Here is a 20,017-nt window from a genome sequence, read left to right as displayed (position 1 = left end):
ATGAGGGATCGTCTCCTGTTTGTGTCAGCTTTCGGTCGGGGGATTGAGACGCGCCTTGACGATGAGCGGATTGATATAGGGCTCGAGCCCCTTCATCGTCGCCGACAGAGCGCCGCGCATCTCTTGCACGGTTTCGAGGCCGGCATCGATCATCGAGCGACGCATGTCGTCGTTGGCGAGCAGATAGTTGACGCCCTTCGCCAGCATCTCGACGTCGCGCACGATCTTGGCGCTGCCGTTCTTTGCAAGCGTCTGATAAGTCTCGCGAAAATTCTGCACATTGCCGCCGGACAGGATAGCGCAGCCGAGCATCGCCGGCTCCAGCGGGTTCTGGCCGCCTTCGGCAAAGAGCGAGCGGCCGACAAAGGCGACTTCGGTCAGGCGCAGATAGAGGCCCATTTCACCGATGGTGTCGCCGAGGAAGACATCGACATCCGGCGTCAGCGGATCACGCCGCGTGCGCCGCGCGACCTTCAGGCCCTTGGCCGTCAGCGCCGCCTCGATCGCATCACTGCGCTCGGGATGGCGCGGCACGATGATCGTCAGGAGGCCGGTGCGTTCCTTCAGCGCGCGGTGCACGACGCCGGCAGCGTTTTCCTCGCCGTCGAAGGTCGAGATCGCCGCCCAGGTCTTCCGCGTGCCGATCTGCTGCTCATACTCCTTCAGCGCCAGCGGATCATGCGGCGGCGCATCAGTGTCGACCTTCAGATTGCCGGAGACCATGACCGGCAGCGCGCCGAGCGTGCGGAAGCGCTCCGCATCGACGTCGGACTGGGCGATGACCAGCGCCAGGTTTTCAAAAAGCGCGTCGGCAAGCGCCGGCCGCCGCTTCCACCGGGCGAAGGTGCGATCGGACAGACGGCCGTTCACCAGAACCTGCGGAATATGGCGCCGGCCGAGCTCCAGGATGGTCATCGGCCAGATTTCGGACTCGGCGATGATCGCGAGATCCGGCTCCCAATAGTTCAGAAACCGGCTGACCGCCGGCTTGAAATCGAGCGGGACATACTGGTGGATGACGCCTGTTCCCAGGCGCTGGGCAACGACACGTGCCGAGGTCATCGTACCCGTCGTCAGCACGACATTGATGCCGCGCCTGCGGATTTCCTTGATCAATGGGATGACCGCATTGGTCTCGCCGACACTGGCGGCGTGAAACCAGACGAGCGGGCCTTGCGGCCGCGGTGCGCTCGCATGGCCGTAGCGCTCGCGACGGCGAGCCGGATCCTCCTTGCCCTTCGCCGCGCGAATGGCAAGGTAGGACCAAACCAGGGGATAGATGGCCGAGCCGATCCAGCGATAGCTGGAGAGCGCCAGGCGCGCGCGAAAGCTGCTCATGACGAGACACCTTCCCCAGCCGTCTCAGCGGCGAGAAACTTAGGGGCGACTGGCATGCGGGTTTGCGCCGCGCATCCCGACCTCATCGGCATCAGCCGTTTTCCGGGTCGAGCAGACGATGCATGTGGACGATGAAATAGCGCATGTGAGCGTTGTCGACGGTCATCTGCGCCTTGGATTTCCAGGCAACGAGAGCGCTATCGTAGTCCGGGTAGATGCCGACGATATCGAGCTTGTCCAGATCGCGGAAGTGGACGTCCGTCAGCGTGGTGAGTTCACCGCCAAAGACGAGGTGCAGACGTTGTTTCTTCTCGGATTCGTGAGCCATCGGAATTCCATTTTTCTTTTTGGGTATGGGCGTTGATTTGAGGCATTCGGCCCCAAAGGTCAATGGGGCTCCATCGACCGCGATGCGGCGATCAGGCCTGGCAAGAGCGGCTTTGCCGCTGCGCAGAGAACGCCGTGAACGACGCTGGAGCGATTGTAGGACAAGGGCTGCTCGTCGAGATCGACGAGCGCGCCACCGGCCCGGGCGAGAATGAGATCGGCCGCAGCCAGATCCCAATCATGGGAATTCTTCTTCACCAGCGTACCGTCGATCCGCCCGTCGGCAACCATGGCCAGCCGATAGGCAAGCGACGGAACATGCGGCACGCGCGTGACGGTGTTGCGATAGACGGCCGGAAGCTTGCCGACCGTATCTTCGGCGGCCGCCAGATGCAGCGTTTCCCCGGCCTTTGCCTCTCGCACCGAGATCGCCGTGCCGTTCTTCAGCGCGCTACCGCCGGCGACCGCCTCGAAGAGTTCGTCAAGCGCCGGGGCATAGAGGACGCCGGCGACGGGCTGCCCCCGGTGGACGACGGCAACACTGACGCACCAGAGCTCCTTGCCGGCGATGAAGGCACGCGTGCCATCGATCGGATCGACGACGAAGACCGTTTCGCGGGTAAGGCGGCTGGAATCATCGTCGGTCTCTTCCGACAGCCAGCCGTAGTGGGGCCGCGCCGCAAGCAGCCGCGTCTTCAGCACATCGTTTGCCGCCAGATCCGCTTCGCTGACCGGCGAGCGGCCCTCGTTCTTCCAGCGGACATCGGGCGCTTTGCGAAAATAACCGAGCGCCGTTTCGCCGGCGACGACCGCGGCGGCTCGGATCAATTCGAGATCCGGCTTCCAGTCCGCGCCCGATGGTGCTGTGTCAAACATTCAAAACCCCGTCAGCCCGCCTCTCCTATAGCACGAGAGCCGGATCGGCGCGGGTCCCCGCGCCGGTTTGTCTTCGGCCTGTTTAGAGACCAGCGAGCGTCATGCCCTCGATGGCAAGCGTCGGTGCGGCAACGCCGAACTTGCGATCGATGTCGTCTGCCGGCGTCAATGCCATGAACATGTCCTTGAGATTGGACGCGATCGTCACCTCGGAGACGGCAAAGGTGAGTTCGCCGTTCTCGATCCAGAAGCCGGAGGCGCCGCGGCTGTATTCGCCGGTCACCATGTTGACGCCCTGGCCGATCAGTTCGGTCACGTAGAAGCCGTTGCCAACACCGCGGATCAGATCCTCACGCGAGATCGAACCCGGCTCGAGCGCCAGATTGGTCGAGGCCGGGTTGACCGTCGGGCCGCCGCGCACACCGCGGCCGTTGGTCTCCAGACCGAGTTCGGCAGCGGCGGAGGTCGACAGGAACCAATGGTTCAGCACGCCATCCTCGACCATCGCCAGCTTCGAACCGCTGACGCCCTCGCCGTCGAAGGGACGCGAAGAGGAGCCGCGCACGATCAGCGGGTCGTCGGTCACCGAAAGACCCGCCTTCATCACCTGCTTGCCCATCCGGTCACGCAGGAAGCTCGTCTTGCGGGCGACGGCCGCACCGTTGATCGCGCCCGCCAGATGGCCGACGAAGCCGCGCGCCATGCGCGGATCGAAAACGACGGTGACGTTTTTGGCCGTCGGCACCTGGCGCGGATTGAGGCGCGCGACCGCACGTTCGCCCGCAAGGCGGCCGATCTCCTCGGCCGGCCGGAGATCACCGACATAGAGGCGGCTGTCGAAATCGTAGTCGCGCTCCATCTTCGTGCCTTCGCCGGCAATCGCGCTGACGGAGCAACCGAAACGGGTCGCCATGTAGGAGCCGGAGAAACCGTGCGAGGTAACGAGAACCAGACCGCCCATGCCGGCCGAAGCGCCGGCACCGCTGGAGTTGGTGACGCCTGAGACCGCAAGTGCTGCCTCTTCGGCAGCCAATGCCGCTTCCGTCAACGAATCCGTGGAAACGGCGGTGGGGTCGAAGAGGTCGAGGTCGGGATAGGAGCTTGCCAGCCGGTCCGCATCGGCGAGCGAGGCAAAGGGATCCTCCGGCGAAGCCTTGGCCATGGCGACGGCGCGTTCGGCGAGCAGCTTCAGATCAAAGCCCGGATTGGCCGAAACGCTGGCGACGCGTCGCCCGACGAATACTCGGAGCGAGAAATCGTCGCTTTCGGAGGCTTCCGTCGCTTCGACCTTGCCGAGGCGCACGGAGACGGAACGGGAGCGCCCGCGTACCACCACCGCATCCGCCGCATCGGCGCCGGCCTTGCGGGCGAGGTCCACGAGTTCGGAGGCGCGTTTTTCGAGGTCGGCAGAATCGATCGTGTCTGACATGATGTAGCCTTTCATTCCTGCCCCATTTATTGTGCAGTGACGCAGGCATCAAGGGCATCGGCCTGATTCCCGCCCATACACCGCAAATGACCGCTCTCGAAAGCTCCCTCATCGGGGCCGGGTGCCCAATAGTGAAAGCCGCAGGCATGGCAACGACACCGATCATCTATTCTCAGGCGCTGATGCTGCTCGGCGGCGCAGTGGTCGCCGCACCAATCTTCAAGCGGCTCGGCCTCGGCACTATCCTCGGCTATCTCTGCGCCGGCGTGCTCATCGGTCCGGTCGCCCAAAGCATCACCGATGGCGAGCAGATCCTGCATGTCTCGGAGCTCGGCGTCGTGTTCCTGCTGTTCATCATCGGCCTCGAATTGAAACCGTCACGTCTCTGGCAGATGCGGCGCGATATCTTCGGCCTCGGCACGGCTCAGGTCGTGCTGACCGGCATCGTGCTCTCTTCCATGATCTATGCCCTCGGGCTCCTCGGCCAGGGCGGCAGCATCATCGCCGGCTTCGGCCTGGCGCTGTCGTCGACCGCCTTTGCCATGCAGATCCTCGACGAGGGCAACGACCGCAACACCCGCTACGGGCAGCGATCCTTCTCCATTCTCCTGCTGCAGGATCTCGCGATCGTGCCGCTGCTGGCGCTGATCCCGCTTATGGCGGCGCAAGCGCCTGAGGATACGACACCGCCGCTCGAGGATTTTGCGATCGCCACCACAGCGATCGTCGTGCTCTTCGCTGCCGGCCGCTACCTCGTTAACCCCCTGTTCCAGATCATCGGCCGCACGGGCGCCCGCGACGTCATGATCGCCGCCGCCCTGCTCGTCGTCATGGGCGCGGCGACCATGATGCAGCTTGCCGGACTCTCCATGGCGATGGGTGCCTTCCTCGCGGGTGTGCTCTTGGCGGAATCCTCCTATCGCCATGAACTCGAAGCGGATATCGAACCGTTCCGCGGTATCCTGCAGGCTCTGTTCTTCATGGCCGTCGGTCTGTCGCTGGAGCTTGGCGTCATCGTCGAGCGCTACCAGCTGATCATCATCGCCGTGCCGCTCTTGATGGCGTTGAAGAGCCTGGTGCTCTACTGGCTCTGCCGGCTCACCGGATCACACCACAACGACGCGGTGCGCATCAGCCTGCTCCTGCCGCAGGGCGGCGAATTCGGCTTCGTGCTGTTCACCGCGGCGGCAACCGCTGGCGTCTTCTCGGATGGCGACGCCTCGTTGCTGGTTGCGATCGTGACGCTGTCGATGGCGCTGACGCCGCTTGCCTCCATGCTGGCCGCAAAGCTGATGCACGAACAGGACGAGATGGACGAGGAGATCGAAGAAGATTTCGACGGCGCCAATGCCGACGTGCTGATGATCGGCTTTTCCCGCTTCGGCCAGATCGCGGCGCAGATCCTGCTCGCCGGCGGCCGCGACGTGACGATCATCGACCATTCGGCCGCACGCGTGCGCCAGGCCGCGACCTTCGGTTTCCGTATCTATTTCGGCGACGGCAATCGTCTCGACGTGCTGCGCGCGGCCGGCATCGAGCGGGCCAAGATCGTCGCCGTCTGTACCCAAAAGAAGGAAACGACCGACCACATCATCGACCTCGTGCAGTCCGAATATCCAAATGCACGCATCTACGCCCGCTCCTACGACCGCCTGCATACGCTGGAACTGCGCGCCAAAGGCGTCGACTACGAATTGCGCGAGACTTTCGAGTCCGGCCTGCTCTTCGGCCGCAAGACACTGGAGGCTTTGGGGGTCGGCGACGACGAGGCAATCGCCATCATGGACGACATCCGCAAGCGCGACGAGGCCCGGCTCGTGCTGCAGGAGGCCGAAGGCATCACCGCCGGTCGCGACATGCTGCATTCGCGTCCCGTCAGGCCGGAGCCGCTGGTCAAGCCGAAGCGCGAGGTCGATCACTCCCAGGAGACGGGCGAACGGATCCTGCCGGGGCTTCCTGCCGACGAGCGCGAGAGCGCGTAGTCTCGCTCAGGCGAACCGCCCCTCAGTCGTCGGCGTTCACTTGAGCGTCGGCGCCCGCATCCGCTCGTCGAGCGCCCGTTTCAGCTGGTCCTTGATGGCGACGGTTCCGTTCAGCACGTCCTGGGCCCGCAGAAAATCCATCACCCGGTAGCGGCCGACATCGGGGCGCAGCAGGATATCCGGTGCCCCTTCCTTGAGCTTCATCGCGATGATCGACTGCATCATCAACTGGCTCGCACCGAACAGGCTGTCGATGCGGCTCGGGATCGTCTTGCCGTCGCCGTCAGGACCACCGACGACGTCGACGGCGATGACGATGTCCGCCAGGCCGCGCAGATGATCGAAGGGGATAGGGTTGTAGATGCCGCCGTCGATCATCACGCGCCCGCCGATCTTCACCGGGATGAAGATCGCCGGCAGGGCAGCGGAGGCAGCCAGCGCCTGCCACAGGTCACCCTTTTCGCAGATATGTTCTGTCTGGCCGTAATAGTCGGTAGCGACCACCTTGAGCGGAATGCCTAGATCCGAGAACTTCGGCGGAATGGCCTCGGGCAGAAAAGCCCTGAGAACGCGCTCGACATTGAATTGCCCGAAACGAAAACCGTTCGCCATGGCTTCGGAAAGGCTCGACGGCCGCAATTGCCAGAGCCGATTGAGGACCTCGCGGCGATGGCCGATGGTCGAGAGCGTGTGGCCCCTGATCTCTTCGCCGCGCATGCCGGCCGCCATGCCGGCACCCATGATTGCGCCTATCGAAGAGCCGGCGATCGCCACCGGGCGAATGCCGAGCTCGTCCAGGGCCTCGATGACGTGAATATGCGCAAGCCCGCGCGCGCCGCCGCCGCCAAGCGCCAGGGCCACCGTCGGTTGGCTCGTCACCTGCGTCGGCGCCTTCGTCATCGAAAGATCCTGCTTCATCGGCATGTCCTCCGCTTCTGCATGATTCCCTAAAGCGGAATCATTTTAAGGACAAATTATGCAGAAGGTCGCCGTAAGGCGCGGGATAAGGAAACGTGTATGGTCGGCGTCAGCCTATCTTCGCAAAGAAATCGAAAATATGACGGTCAGGCACCGCGGAAGCGGTAGAAATGCATGCGTGTATCGCCGAAGGCTCTGACATCGAGCCGCTCGAACACGGCCGTCGGCGCGGGCTGAACATCCGCCCGCTCTTCGAGGATCACCAGTGCATCGGGGACGAGCCAGTTGCCGGCGGCGGCAGATTCCAGCGCCTTCTCGCCGAGACCCTTCGCGTAGGGCGGATCGGCGAAAACCAGATGAAACGGCTCCATGGTTCCGACGCCGCCGAGGCTGGTCGCATCACGGCGGAAGACCTTGGCTCGGCCCTGGAGGCCGAGCGTTTCGATGTTCGTCTGCAGAAGTCCCCTGCCCTCGACGCCCTGCTCGACGAAGAGTGCCTGCCGGCACCCGCGTGAGAGAGCCTCGAAGCCAACGGCGCCGGTGCCCGCAAAAAGGTCGAGCACCCGGGTGCCGTCGAGCGCCTCCGGATAGGAATGGCTCAGGATGTTGAACAGGCTTTCGCGCGTCCGGTCCGTGGTCGGACGGATATCGTTGGACTTGGGGGTCGCAAGGCTGCGCCCCCGAAACTCTCCACCGACGATACGCACCGCCGCTTAGTTTCCTCTGCCGCGCGGCTTGCCGCCGCCGGCCGGGCGTCCGCCACCACCGGAGCGTCCAGCGCCGCCGGGGCGCCCACCGCCGGGTTTGCCGCCGCCGGGCTTGCCACCGCGCGGACCGCCAGTGCGTTCGCCAAAGGACTTTCCACCGGACGGCTTGCCCCCGAAGGACTTGCCGCGGGGTTTATCGCCGAACGGACGGTCCCCGCCTTCACGGCGCGGCGGACGATCGCCCTCGGCGCGTGGGGCTCTTGGCTTGTCGGAATAGCTGCGCGGGCCGCCGTCGGCGCGGGCAGGCCGATCACCGAACGGTCGGTCTCCACCTTCGCGGCGTGGCGGACGATCGCCCTCGGCACGCGGGGTCCTCGGCTTGTCGGAATAGCTGCGTGGACCACCCTCGGAGCGGGCAGGTCGATCACCACGCGGGCGGTCGCCACCTTCGCGGCGGGCAGGCCGGTCGCCATCGGCGCGCGGGAACCGCGGCTTGTCGGAGAAGCTGCGCGGCCCGCCTTCAGAACGAGCAGGACGGTCGCCGCCTTCACGGCGCGCAGGACGGTCACCGTGATCGCGCGACCTGCGGTCTCCCGCGTCGCCCGCCTTGCGCCGACCGAAGCCGCCATCCCGGCCCTCGTCCTTGCCGCGACGGGCAGGCTCGCTGGCGCTGATCCATTCGCCCTCTTCGTCGCGACGCTTGACCGGCGCGGCCGCAGCGGGACGATCGAAGTCCCTGTGCGAGCCGCCCTTGCGGTCCGGGTCGAACTTGCCGGATGTCTTCGTCGCAAAGCCATCCTTGCTGCGACCGTAGCGCTTGGTCTTCGGCGCGCCTTCCGGACGCTCGCGACGGGCGGGCTTCTCCGTGGCGTCGCCTTCAGCGGATTTCGGCTTCTTTTCGGCCAGCGGACGGGCGCCCGGCGCCATCCAGACATTGGCGGTGCGGGCGCGCTGCGCCGGCGCGCGCTTCGGCCGGTCCTCAAACTTGGCGTCACGGTCGTCGCGGGAGCCGCCCTTGCCACGAGGACCGTCCTTGCGGCCGCCGTCACGGCGATCGTCGCGACGCGTGTCGAGCCGGGCCAGAGCACGCTCGCGCTTGTCCTCCGGCTTTTCCCAGCGGTTGGCACGTTCAGGCCGGCGCGTATCGGCGGTATCATCCTCCGGCGCGTCGCCGGCTACGGTCGCTGCCTGATCGTTGTAAAGCGGTGCGTCGAAGTTTGCCTTGGCATCCTCGATCAGGCGCGGCCCGAGCTGATCGCGGAGCGTCCGGCCACGGATTTCCTGGACATGTCCCTCCGGCAGTTCGCCGAGCTGGAAGGGTCCATAGGAAATGCGGATGAGGCGGTTGACGTCGAGACCGAGCGCGCCGAGCACGTTCTTGATCTCGCGGTTCTTGCCTTCGCGCAGCCCCATGGTGATCCAAACGTTCGAGCCCTGCACCCGGTCCAGCGTCGCCTCGATCGCGCCATAGAGCACGCCGTCGACGGCGATGCCGTCCTTCAGCCGGTCGAGCGCTTCCTGATCGATCTCGCCGTGGGCGCGAACGCGGTAGCGGCGCAGCCAGCCGGTCGACGGTAGTTCGAGCACACGGGCAAGACCACCATCGTTGGTCAAAAGCAGCAGGCCCTCGGTGTTGATGTCGAGGCGGCCGATCGACAGAACGCGCGGCAGTTCGTCGGGCAGGTTTTCGAATACGGTTGGGCGGCCTTCCGGATCGGCATTGGTGGTCACTAGGCCGGCCGGCTTGTGGTAGAGCCAGAGGCGCGTGCGCTCGATGCCGCGGATCGGCTGACCATCGACCTCGATCGCATCGGCAAGCGTCGCGTTGACGACCGGCGTATCGAGAATGACGCCGTTGAGCTTGATGCGGCCTTCCATGATCATGCGCTCGACGTCGCGGCGCGAGGCGACGCCGGCGCGCGCCAGGATCTTGGAGATGCGCTGCGGTTCGTCGACACCCGGAGCAGCCGCGTTCGGGCGCTCCCTGGCCGGACGCGAAGCGCCGGTCTTTGGTCCGAAGGACTTGGGGCCGTCAGCCCTCGGTCCGGAGGTCTTGGCGCCAAATGTCTTCGGGCCTGCAACCTTTTTCGGTGCTCCAGCCTTCTTGTCGGCGAAATGCGGTTTCTTGTCCCGGCCGGCGGACTTGCCGCCAGGCCGTGTGGCCTTGTCTTTGGATGTCATTTGTGTTGCCTGCCTTTTGCGGCTGTCCTATCAGGTCGCGGCCCGTGGGTTAAGAGAAATTATTGTTTGAGCGATGGCTGAGACGACACACTTCATGGATGTGGCCCTTGAGGAGGCCAGGAAGGCGGCAGAACGCGGCGAAGTGCCGATCGGCGCCGTGGTCGTTTTCGATGGCCAGATCGTCTCCCGCGCCGGCAATCGCACCCGTGAACTCAACGACGTGACTGCACATGCGGAGATTGTCGCCATCCGCGAGGCTGCTGCCGTCCTCAAGGACGAAAGGCTGACGGGCGCCGATCTCTACGTCACCCTCGAACCCTGCACCATGTGCGCCGCGGCGATTTCGTTCGCCCGCATCCGCCGCCTCTACTACGGCGCGGACGATCCGAAGGGCGGCGCGGTCGACAGCGGCGTGCGCTTCTTCGGTTCTCCCACCTGCCATCACGTGCCGGACGTTTATTCGGGCCTCGCCGAGCGCGAGGCTGCCGACCTTCTCAGGAATTTCTTCGCCGGCAAGCGGTGAAACCAATCCCGACTCTGAACGCGAGCCCGTTTCAGATTTTCTTGAGGTCGCCTCAGTCGGCCGCGAAGCTTTCGAGGGCCGCGCCGGAGAGACGGTAGCGCGTCCATTCGGACATCGGCTCGGCACCGACCGCCTCGTAGACCCGTATCGCCGGCTCGTTCCAGTCGAGCACGCTCCATTCGAAGCGGCCGCAGCCTTCCTTGACGGCAATTTTCGCCAGATGCTTCAGCAGCATCTTGCCAGCGCCGGAGCCACGGCAATCCGGCGTAACGTAAAGGTCCTCAAGGTAGAGACCCTTGCGTGCCTGCCAGGTCGAATAGTTGTAGAACCACATGGCGAAGCCTGCGGGCTTGCCGTCCTTCTCGCAGATCACGGCGCGGGTAATGGAACCCGGACCAAAGAGCGAGGCCTGCAACATCTCGACCGTCGCCTCGACTGCGTCGGGCTCCTTCTCGTAGATGGCAAGTTCGGTGATGAAGCGCAGAATGGTCTGCGCGTCTTCCGGGCGAGCGTCGCGAATGCTGATCGTCATGGCTTATGCGCTGCTTAGAAAGGCCAATACCACTTGGAGCCGGAATTCTTGATCTGCGCCTCCTTCTTGCGGCGGCGCTCCTTGTCCTTCTCCGGCTCGCCGAGTTCGGTCTCGGTACCCTCCGGCAGGCGGCGGTAATCAAGCGGCGGATCGCTGAGGAAGCGTCGCTTGTCGGAATAGGCGCCCATCTCGATCTTACGGCCTGCGCGATAAGCTTCCTGCTGCTCCTTGGCCGAGAGCCGGCGGCCGTTGGCGCTAGCCTTGGCAAGCGGGGAAACGTAGTTCGGGTTGTTCTTGTTCGCGTCGGCCTCTTCGCGCAGACGGTTGCGAACCTCTTCCGGAGACTCGACCCATTCCGGGTTAGCCTCACGGCTGGCAAGCGACTTCTGCGGCTCGACGAGAGCAGTCTGCTGCGCCGACGGCGGCAGAACGAGGCCGGGGCGCGGCTGATACTTGACCGGATCACGCTTCGGCGGGCCGAAGCTGGCGACGCTGCCGAGGTCGTCCATGAGCTGTTCGCCGGCGGTCTTGTCCGTGCCATAGGTCGGGCCGCCGATGCAGCCCGAAAGCACCAGGCCGCTCGTCAAAATGGCGGCCACGCTGGCAAACACTCGCAACTCTCGCGTCATTTCCATGAGATTCCTTCCAGCCGGCCACCGGTCAGCGCGGCCACTCAAGCGCCCATGGCGGAGAAATCCGCCAAATTTCGGGCAGGTTTTACCGGATGAACGCAACGAGTGCAATTCATCCGGTAACAATGCGTTAAGCCTTGAAACCAAGTTCGCGCAAGGCAGCGGCGTCACGGGCCGACACGTCGGGGTAGATCGGGTCGGAACCGACATCGGTCGTGATCCGCCAGGAGCGGGCGCATTTCTGGCCTTCGGCAAGCTTCGGCACGACGCTCACCTTGGCCACGTCGGCAAGGCGGAACGCATCCGCAGGGCCTTCCGCGGCTTCGATCACGATGCCCGACGTGATGCAGATCTCGGCGAAGTCCTGGCCTTCCAGCGCCTTCAAGAGTTCCGGATCGGCGACGTAGACGACCGGAGCCGCTTCCAGCGACGAGCCGATGCGCTTGTCCTTGCGCTCGATCTCGAGCGCACCGGTGACAACGGTGCGGACCGTACGGATCTTGTCCCACTTGGCTTCGAGCGCATCGTTCTTCCATTCCGCCGGGATCGCCGGGAACTGTTCGAGATGCACCGAAACCGCATCGGGCTTCCGCGACAGCCAGGCTTCTTCCGAGGTGAACGGCAGCATCGGCGCCAGCCACAGGACGAGGCAATCGAAGAGCTTGCGGATGACGGCGAGTGCCGAACGGCGGCGCAGGCTCGACGGCGCATCGCAGTAGAGCGCGTCCTTGCGCACGTCGAAATAGAAAGCCGAGAGCTCGACGTTCGAGAAATCGATCAACGCACGGGCGATCTTCTTGAAGTCGAAGGCATCGTAGCCTTCGCGCACAAGCTGATCGAGTTCCGCCAGCCGATGCAGCATCAGCTTTTCGAGTTCCGGCATGTCGGCATAGGCGATCTCTTCACCCTTGTCGTGGGCAAGCGTGCCGAGCATCCAGCGGACCGTGTTGCGCAGCTTGCGATAGGCGTCGATGTTGGTCTGGATGATCGTCTTGCCGAGACGCTGATCCTCCCAATAGTCCGTCGTCATCACCCACAGGCGCAGGATATCGGCGCCGGCATCCTTCATCACCTCCTGCGGTGTGACGGTGTTGCCCTTGGACTTCGACATCTTCTCGCCCTTCTCATCCATGGTGAAGCCATGGGTGACAACGGCGTTGTAGGGCGCGCGGCCGCGCGTCGCGCAGGCCTCGAGCAGCGAGGAATGGAACCAGCCGCGATGCTGGTCCGAACCTTCGAGATAGACGTCGGCCGGCCACTTCAGGTCCGGACGGTCTTCGAGCGTGAAGGTGTGGGTCGAACCGGAATCGAACCACACGTCGAGGATGTCCATCACCTGGTGCCACTTTTCGTGGTCGTGGTCGTTGCCGAGGAAGCGATCCTTGGCACCTTCGGCAAACCAGGCATCGGCGCCCTCCTGCTCGAACGCGTCGAGGATGCGGGCGTTGACGGCCTCGTCGATCAGGATCTCGCCCTGGTCGTCGGCAAAGATCGCGATCGGCACGCCCCAGGCGCGCTGACGCGAGAGCACCCAGTCCGGGCGTCCCTCGATCATCGCGCGCAGGCGGTTCTGGCCGGCGCCGGGAACGAAGCGGGTGTCGTCGATGGCCGAAAGCGCACGCGAACGCAGCGTTGTGCCGTCGCCGAACGCCTTGTCCATATAGACGAACCATTGCGGCGTGTTGCGGAAGATGACCGGCTTCTTGGAACGCCAGGAATGCGGATAGGAGTGTTTCAGGCGGCCGCGGGCAAAGAGCGCATGACGGGCGATCAGCGCCTTGATGACGCGATCGTTGGCGTCGCCCTTCTTGCCCTTGTCGTCGATGACGCGGCCGGCGCCACCTTCGGCATCGGGACCGAAGCCATGGGCGTCGGCAGTGAAGTAGCCGGCATCGTCGACCGTGAACGGGATCGCCGAGGAGATACCGCGGGCTTCGAGCGCGCGGGCACTGTCCATCCAGGCATCAAAGTCCTCGCGGCCGTGACCGGGGGCGGTGTGCACGAAGCCGGTGCCGGCATCGTCGGTGACATGATCGCCATCGAGCAGCGGCACCTTGAAAGCGTAACCGCCACCGAGACCATGCAGCGGATGGGCGCAGGTGACGGCAGAAAGCTCGTTGGCCTCAAGGTCGCGAACGAAATTGAAGGTGAGCTTGGCCTTGGCTGCGGATTCGTCGGCCAGGCGCTTGGCGAAGATCAACTTCTCGCCCGGCTGCGGGCCGAAGTCGTTCTCGGCGGTCGCCACTTCATAGAGGCCATAGGCATAACGCGACGAGAAGGCGATGGCGCGGTTGCCCGGGATGGTCCAGGGCGTTGTCGTCCAGATCACGACGAAGGCGCCGGAAAGCGCGTCCGGACCTTCGGTGACCGGGAACTTCACCCAGATCATGTCGCTCTCGACATCGGCATATTCGACTTCGGCTTCGGCAAGCGCGGTGCGCTCGACGACCGACCACATGACCGGCTTGGAGCCGCGGTAGAGCTGGCCGAGCTTGGCGATCTTCATCAATTCGCCGGCGATGCGGGCTTCCGCATGGAAGTTCATCGTCGTGTAGGGATTGTCGAAGTCGCCCTCGATGCCGAGGCGCTTGAACTCCTCGGCCTGGACCTGGATCCAGCCGGAGGCGAAATCACGGCATTCCTTGCGGAATTCGTTGACAGGGACCTCGTCCTTGTTCTGGCCCTTCTCGCGGTACTTCTCCTCGATCTTCCACTCGATCGGCAGACCGTGGCAGTCCCAGCCGGGCACATAGTTGGCGTCAAAGCCGCGCATCTGGAACGAGCGGTTGATGACGTCCTTGAGGATCTTGTTCAGCGCGTGGCCGATGTGGATGTTGCCGTTGGCATAGGGCGGGCCGTCATGCAGCACGAACTTGTCGCGGCCGGCGGCCGATGCGCGCAGCTTCTTGTAGAGGCCCATCTGCTGCCAGCGGGCCACCGTTTCCGGCTCCTTCTGCGGCAGGCCGGCGCGCATCGGGAATTCCGTCTGCGGCAGATAGAGGGTCGAGGAGTAGTCGATCTTTTCAGCGGTGTCGGTCATGGTCTTTGCAATCGCTTCTTCGCGCGAGGGGCCGCGCATACGAAATGGGCTCGGTATCGAGAGATGACTGGGGCGTCGGAAACGCCGAAATCCCGGACCTTCCGGCTGACTAAAGCGCGCGGAAGGCCGGGCCAATAATTCGCTGATCGATGATCAATCGACGGTGCCGGGTCATGGTGGCCGGTTGTTTAAGGCGTTTTCGGGCTTTTGAAAAGGTCCGCCGCCACAGCAACGCCGAAATCTTTTATCGGGCGAAGTTGAGCTTGCGGTCGATGTCGCCGAGCGGCTGCACACCGGAGAGCAACGCCCGCGCCTCTGCCTCGTCCTGGCGGATCTGCGCCACCAGCGGATCGAGCCCGTCGAATTTCAGCTCGTCGCGCAGGTGGCCGAAGAAGGTGACCGCACAGATCTCGCCGTAGAGATTGCCCGAAAAGTCGAAGACGAAGGTTTCGAGCAAGGGCTCACCGTCGCTATCGACTGTCGGGCGGCGCCCGAAGCTCGCGACGCCGTCGTAGAGCGAGCCGTCGGCCCGACGGAAACGCACGGCGTATATGCCAGGCCTCAGTTCCACCTCGGGCGCAAGCCGCATATTGGCGGTGGGAAAGCCGAGTTCGCGGCCGAGCTTCTTGCCGCCGATCACTTCCGCCTCGACCAGATAGCGATAGCCGAGCATGCCGGCAGCTTGCGAGACATCACCTTCGCCAAGCAGCGAGCGCACGTAACTGGACGAGATGACCGATGCGTTTTCGTCGCGGAAGGCATCGACGAGCGTCACGCCAAATCCGTTATCGCCGCCGGCCGCCATCAGGAAGGCGGGGCCGCCCTCGCGCCCCTTGCCGAAGTGAAAATCGAAACCGGTGACGACATGCGAGGCGTGCAGCCATTCGAGCAGGATACGGTGGATAAAATCCGATGCGGAAAGCTGCGAGAAGGTGCGGTCGAACGGATACTCGATGACGGCGCCGAAACCCATGCCTTCGAGAATGCGCGCCTTCAGCGGTGCCGGCGTCAGTCGGAAGACCGGGGTTTCCGGACGGAACACGGTTCTCGGATGCGGCTCGAAGGTCAGCACGAGCGCCGGCACACCGCGCGCATTGGCCTCCTCCAGCGCCCGATTGAGCACCGACTGGTGACCACGGTGCACGCCGTCGAAGTTACCGATCGCGACGACGCCGCCGCGCAGATGCTGCGGAAGCGGATCACGGGTCTCGTTGCGATGAAAAACCGTCATCTCCGTCTTCCCGTCAGGCGAGCCGCGGCATCCAATATTTCGGCGACGCGCCTTCCTTCTTCAGGAAGGCGGCGAGCTTCGCCTCGTCGGTGCGGCTTTCGTTCATGTATTCCTGGGCGTGGATACCGGCACTGATATAGAGCAGATCGAAGCCGGCATCCTGGGCACCCTTGACGTCCGTCGGCATGCCGTCGCCAACGGCGATGACACGCGACAGGTCAAGCGCGCCGCGAACGGCCTTCGCCTCGGTCAGCGCCGCACGGTAGATGGCGATATAGGGCTTGCCGGCAATGCGCGCCTCGCCACCGAGCTCTTCATAGAGCTTGGCGATTGCGCCGGCACAGGGGATCAGCCTGTGGCCGCGCTCGACCACCAGATCCGGATTGGCACAGATGAACGGGATCTTGCGCTTGGCAAGCCCCGTCAGTGTCGCGCGGTAATGCTCCGGCGTTTCGGTTTCGTCGTCATAGAAGCCGGCACAAACGACCGTCTCAGCATCTTCCGACGAAACGATCTGCGTTCCCAGGCCTTCGAGCAGCGGCAGGTCGCGCTCGGCACCGATGAAGAAGATCTTTTTGGCGGCGGCGGCGATCAGCGCGCGGGTCACATCGCCCGAGGTCACGATCCGGTCGTAGGCTTCGTCCGGCACGCCGAGACCGCGGATCTGGATCTTCACACCCGGATGCGGACGCGGCGAGTTGGTGATCAGCACCACAGTCAGGCCGGCGGCACGCGCCTCGGCCAACGCCTCGCAAGCGGAGGCAAAGGCCTGCACGCCGTTATGAAGAACGCCCCAGACATCGCACAGCACCACGTCGTAGCGCGCAGCGATTTCCCGAAAACTGTTGATCCTTGCGGCCATTCTGGCTTCCTGCAAACACGGTTTCCGGCTTGCATGGCAAGGAAGGCAGGAGATTACAAGTCTCGGCGCCCGAAAAAGGCGCCCCCTCCCAAGGATTCCGGCGGTGTCGGGCGTCAAAGAAAAGTGCATTGCCGATGCCGCCCGCTTCGCCAAAGCACTTTGTAGCGGTTATCAACCGTCAAAATCCCGCCAATGCCATTCGTCGACGCGATCGCCTACATTTCGCCAAGAATGGGGCTAGGCTGCCTACGCCCTCGCCTGCTGCGCTCGCCCAAGGCTACTGCCGCCGGCAAAAAATCTAGGCGCCGATCCTTGACTCACCCCATACCCAGGCTTATCTCGGCATCGCTAGCACTCGATAAATGAGAGTGCTAACACCCATCCATCGGGTCGATCAGCGATCCGTAATGTCATTTGATCGAGGGATTAGACTAATGGCAAGCACCAACTTCCGCCCGCTGCACGACCGCGTCGTCGTTCGCCGCGTCGAGTCTGAAGAGAAGACCAAGGGCGGTATCATCATTCCGGACACCGCCAAGGAAAAGCCGCAGGAAGGCGAAATCGTCGCCGTCGGTTCGGGCGCCCGTGACGAAAGCGGCAAGGTTGTTGCTCTCGACGTCAAGGCTGGCGACCGCGTTCTGTTCGGCAAGTGGTCGGGCACCGAAGTCAAGATCAACGGCGAAGACCTTCTGATCATGAAGGAAGCCGACATCATGGGCATCAGGGTCGGCTGATCAGCCGTCGTCCACCAAAGCTGCCTGACGGTGATTTATGACAACCAATGGGCAATGAGCCCGGGAGTTTTCTCTAATGGCTGCAAAAGAAATCAAGTTCGGCCGCACCGCGCGCGAAAAGATGCTGCGTGGCGTCGACATCCTCGCTGACGCGGTAAAGGTCACGCTCGGCCCGAAGGGTCGTAACGTCATCATCGACAAGTCCTTCGGCGCTCCGCGCATCACCAAGGACGGCGTATCGGTCGCCAAGGAAATCGAACTCGAAGACAAGTTCGAAAACATGGGCGCCCAGATGGTCCGCGAAGTTGCTTCGAAGACCAACGACATCGCCGGCGACGGCACCACGACTGCAACCGTTCTTGCCCAGGCGATCGTTCGCGAAGGCGCCAAGGCCGTTGCTGCCGGCATGAACCCGATGGACCTGAAGCGCGGTATCGACCTCGCCGTCACCGAAGTCGTCAAGGATCTCCAGGCCAAGGCCAAGAAGATCAACACTTCGGAAGAAGTCGCACAGGTCGGCACGATCTCGGCAAACGGCGAGCGTCAGATCGGCCTCGACATTGCTGAAGCGATGCAGAAGGTCGGCAACGAAGGCGTCATCACGGTTGAAGAAGCCAAGACCGCCGAAACCGAACTCGAAGTCGTCGAAGGCATGCAGTTCGACCGCGGCTACCTCAGCCCCTACTTCGTCACCAACCCGGAAAAGATGGTCGTTGAGTTCGAGGACCCCTTCATCCTCATCCACGAGAAGAAGCTCTCGAACCTCCAGGCCATGCTCCCGGTTCTCGAAGCTGTCGTTCAGACCGGCAAGCCGCTCCTGATCATCGCTGAAGACGTAGAAGGCGAAGCTCTTGCAACGCTCGTCGTCAACAAGCTGCGTGGCGGCCTGAAGATTGCTGCTGTCAAGGCTCCGGGCTTCGGCGATCGCCGCAAGGCCATGCTCGAAGACATCGCCATCCTGACGGGCGGCACCGTGATCTCCGAAGACCTCGGCATCAAGCTCGAAAACGTCACGCTCGACATGCTCGGCCGTGCGAAGAAGGTTTCGATCTCCAAGGAAAACACGACGATCGTCGACGGCGCCGGCCAGAAGGCCGACATCGAAGGCCGCGTTGCCCAGATCAAGGCCCAGATCGAAGAAACCACCTCCGACTACGACCGCGAAAAGCTGCAGGAACGTCTTGCCAAGCTCGCTGGCGGCGTTGCCGTGATCCGCGTTGGCGGCTCGACGGAAGTCGAAGTGAAGGAAAAGAAGGACCGCATCGACGACGCTCTCAACGCGACGCGCGCTGCTGTTCAGGAAGGCATCGTACCGGGCGGCGGCGTTGCCCTGCTGCGTTCTTCCGTCAAGATCACCGTCAAGGGTGCCAACGACGACCAGGAAGCCGGCATCAACATCGTTCGTCGCGCTCTGCAGGCTCCGGCCCGCCAGATCGCAGAGAACGCTGGTGACGAAGCTTCGATCGTTGTCGGCAAGATCCTCGACAAGGACCAGGACAACTTCGGCTACAACGCCCAGACCGGCGAATATGGCGACATGATCGCCATGGGCATCATCGACCCGGTCAAGGTCGTTCGCACCGCCCTTCAGGACGCAGCTTCGGTTGCCGGCCTCCTCGTCACGACGGAAGCCATGATCGCCGAACTGCCGAAGAAGGATGCACCTGCTGGCATGCCGGGCGGCATGGGCGGCATGGGTGGAATGGACATGATGTGATAAGGCGATAGCCTTTTCACATTAGCGATCCATCCGGATCGGAAGGGCGGCCCTCGGGTCGCCCTTTCTCGTTTTTTATCAATGCCGTTCGCGGCTGGGCGAGCCCCCCGCCAATCTCTCCGCAGAAAAAAGCCGCCGGTTGTAGTCCGGTTTCAAAAAACCGTTGAAGTCGAAAAAAAACGAACTATAACAGCGCCCCAAGTGGGCGGAGATTGATGGGAGATCGGGTAGCGAACTCAAGCGGGCGAACAATCGCCGAAGCTTTTTCGCACTAACCGAACATCCGAGACCTCTTCGAGAATATCACGAAAAGCATATAAGTATTTAATCGCAAATTGAGCCGACCTCCCCGACGAAATTACTTCGTAGGCGAGCTTCATTACTATCTCGCGACCTTTCGAGTTGAACAAACGCCCGCAATAGGTGGCGTGTACTCTTGCATTGGTTGATGGTTGGGCGGAATTTGCACAATAGGACGTGTTTCCTGGGGCGTCGAAGACGATGTCCAGGAATGCTGCTGGGGTAGACCGTGTTCAAGATCACGAGAGCAAATTCCGTTCCCCTCGGCTCTCCGGGACAGCCGCACCTCGACCTGCCACATCATGAGTTCCTGCAACAGTTCTGTGCGGCGGAAGGCTGGTCGGGCGACTTGTCCACGGGGCTGTTCCGGCTTGGCGAGAAAGCTGCCGCCATCCATGGCCTGCGCGACGGCGAATGCGGCCTGCTCAACTTCGTGCGCTGCTACGACCCAGCCGACCGCAACCACGTGCTCGAGCTTTTCGAGCAGGCGGCGACAAGCTGCTCATCCTTCTGCTTTTCGACGACGATCGCACTCGAAGAGCACGGCCAGAAACAGCCGCTGTTCTGCATCGGCGAATCCTCAGGCCTCGAACAGCGCTATTCCGGCACGATAACGGGTGTCTTCTTCTTCCCGCGCTTCGTGGTGGAAGGCGCCGGCCGGACGTTGCTGCGGCAATAGCGCAAGCCT

17 protein-coding genes are annotated in these 20,017 nt (G+C 63.4%); 5 read left to right on the top strand and 12 right to left on the bottom strand.

The genetic code is table 11. The features are described 5' to 3' along the window. Window positions 1-24: 24 nt before the first annotated feature. From waaA to ACN9MO_RS02275, 4 genes are all read right to left on the bottom strand, one after another. The gene (gene waaA, locus ACN9MO_RS02290) at window positions 25-1,338 is read right to left on the bottom strand and encodes a lipid IV(A) 3-deoxy-D-manno-octulosonic acid transferase (RefSeq protein WP_058320436.1); all 1,314 of its coding nucleotides are present in this window, start codon (window positions 1,336-1,338) and stop codon (window positions 25-27) included. Between the two features lie 91 nt (window positions 1,339-1,429). Then, window positions 1,430-1,666, bottom strand: a complete 237-nt coding sequence (locus ACN9MO_RS02285) for a DUF4170 domain-containing protein (RefSeq protein ID WP_057250859.1) — start codon at window positions 1,664-1,666, stop codon at window positions 1,430-1,432. A gap of 59 nt (window positions 1,667-1,725) precedes the next feature. Continuing rightward, entirely contained in the window at window positions 1,726-2,541 is an 816-nt protein-coding gene (locus ACN9MO_RS02280) for a 3'(2'),5'-bisphosphate nucleotidase CysQ (protein WP_113133201.1), read from the bottom strand. Between the two features lie 82 nt (window positions 2,542-2,623). After that, the gene (locus ACN9MO_RS02275) at window positions 2,624-3,970 is read right to left on the bottom strand and encodes a TldD/PmbA family protein (protein WP_113133251.1); all 1,347 of its coding nucleotides are present in this window, start codon (window positions 3,968-3,970) and stop codon (window positions 2,624-2,626) included. A gap of 146 nt (window positions 3,971-4,116) precedes the next feature. Between ACN9MO_RS02275 and ACN9MO_RS02270 the strand changes: the two genes are divergently transcribed. After that, window positions 4,117-5,952 carry a monovalent cation:proton antiporter-2 (CPA2) family protein gene (locus ACN9MO_RS02270; RefSeq protein WP_057250861.1) on the top strand — a complete coding sequence of 612 codons (1,836 nt, stop codon included), beginning with the start codon at window positions 4,117-4,119 and terminating at the stop codon, window positions 5,950-5,952. Between the two features lie 36 nt (window positions 5,953-5,988). Here the strand turns inward: ACN9MO_RS02270 and ACN9MO_RS02265 are convergent, their stop codons facing one another. From ACN9MO_RS02265 to ACN9MO_RS02255, 3 genes are all read right to left on the bottom strand, one after another. Then, window positions 5,989-6,870, bottom strand: a complete 882-nt coding sequence (locus tag ACN9MO_RS02265; RefSeq protein WP_057250862.1) for a patatin-like phospholipase family protein — start codon at window positions 6,868-6,870, stop codon at window positions 5,989-5,991. 146 nt (window positions 6,871-7,016) lie between these two features. After that, a complete protein-coding gene (gene rsmD, locus ACN9MO_RS02260; RefSeq protein WP_057250863.1) occupies window positions 7,017-7,577 on the bottom strand; it encodes a 16S rRNA (guanine(966)-N(2))-methyltransferase RsmD in 561 nt (186 codons plus the stop codon). Window positions 7,578-7,583: 6 nt separating this feature from the next. After that, window positions 7,584-9,758 (bottom strand): pseudouridine synthase, encoded by a 2,175-nt coding sequence (locus tag ACN9MO_RS02255; RefSeq protein WP_425986396.1) that lies wholly within the window; start codon window positions 9,756-9,758, stop codon window positions 7,584-7,586. Between the two features lie 73 nt (window positions 9,759-9,831). Here ACN9MO_RS02255 and ACN9MO_RS02250 point away from each other — a divergent pair, with 73 nt between their 5' ends. Next, window positions 9,832-10,281, top strand: a complete 450-nt coding sequence (locus tag ACN9MO_RS02250; RefSeq protein WP_057250867.1) for a nucleoside deaminase — start codon at window positions 9,832-9,834, stop codon at window positions 10,279-10,281. Window positions 10,282-10,333: 52 nt separating this feature from the next. Here the strand turns inward: ACN9MO_RS02250 and ACN9MO_RS02245 are convergent, their stop codons facing one another. The 5 genes from ACN9MO_RS02245 to ACN9MO_RS02225 all read right to left on the bottom strand — a co-directional run bounded on the left by ACN9MO_RS02245 (window position 10,334) and on the right by ACN9MO_RS02225 (window position 16,578). Beyond that, complete coding sequence (locus tag ACN9MO_RS02245; protein WP_057250869.1) at window positions 10,334-10,813, bottom strand: GNAT family N-acetyltransferase; 480 nt, start codon at window positions 10,811-10,813, stop codon at window positions 10,334-10,336. 14 nt (window positions 10,814-10,827) lie between these two features. Continuing rightward, window positions 10,828-11,448, bottom strand: a complete 621-nt coding sequence (locus ACN9MO_RS02240; protein ID WP_057250871.1) for a hypothetical protein — start codon at window positions 11,446-11,448, stop codon at window positions 10,828-10,830. A 127-nt stretch (window positions 11,449-11,575) separates the two neighbouring features. Continuing rightward, window positions 11,576-14,485 (bottom strand): isoleucine--tRNA ligase, encoded by a 2,910-nt coding sequence (ileS, locus tag ACN9MO_RS02235; RefSeq protein ID WP_110878128.1) that lies wholly within the window; start codon window positions 14,483-14,485, stop codon window positions 11,576-11,578. A gap of 244 nt (window positions 14,486-14,729) precedes the next feature. Beyond that, window positions 14,730-15,716: a bifunctional riboflavin kinase/FAD synthetase gene (locus tag ACN9MO_RS02230; protein WP_058325440.1), complete on the bottom strand. Its 987-nt coding sequence runs from the start codon at window positions 15,714-15,716 to the stop codon at window positions 14,730-14,732. 13 nt (window positions 15,717-15,729) lie between these two features. Next, a complete protein-coding gene (locus ACN9MO_RS02225; protein ID WP_057250874.1) occupies window positions 15,730-16,578 on the bottom strand; it encodes a TIGR01459 family HAD-type hydrolase in 849 nt (282 codons plus the stop codon). Window positions 16,579-17,012: 434 nt separating this feature from the next. Here ACN9MO_RS02225 and groES point away from each other — a divergent pair, with 434 nt between their 5' ends. The 3 genes from groES (at window position 17,013) to ACN9MO_RS02210 (ending at window position 20,008) form a co-directional block, all read left to right on the top strand. After that, a complete protein-coding gene (groES, locus tag ACN9MO_RS02220; protein ID WP_425986389.1) occupies window positions 17,013-17,312 on the top strand; it encodes a co-chaperone GroES in 300 nt (99 codons plus the stop codon). 76 nt (window positions 17,313-17,388) lie between these two features. Beyond that, window positions 17,389-19,029 carry a chaperonin GroEL gene (groL, locus tag ACN9MO_RS02215; protein ID WP_425986386.1) on the top strand — a complete coding sequence of 547 codons (1,641 nt, stop codon included), beginning with the start codon at window positions 17,389-17,391 and terminating at the stop codon, window positions 19,027-19,029. A gap of 529 nt (window positions 19,030-19,558) precedes the next feature. Further along, window positions 19,559-20,008 (top strand): hypothetical protein, encoded by a 450-nt coding sequence (locus ACN9MO_RS02210; protein WP_113133202.1) that lies wholly within the window; start codon window positions 19,559-19,561, stop codon window positions 20,006-20,008. Window positions 20,009-20,017 lie beyond the last annotated feature (9 nt).

Source organism: Ensifer sp. R-19, from assembly GCF_049905105.1.
Lineage (GTDB): Bacteria > Pseudomonadota > Alphaproteobacteria > Rhizobiales > Rhizobiaceae > Ensifer.
The sequence above is the reverse complement of the archived record's forward strand: the minus strand, read 5'-3'. Positions and strand labels throughout refer to the sequence as shown.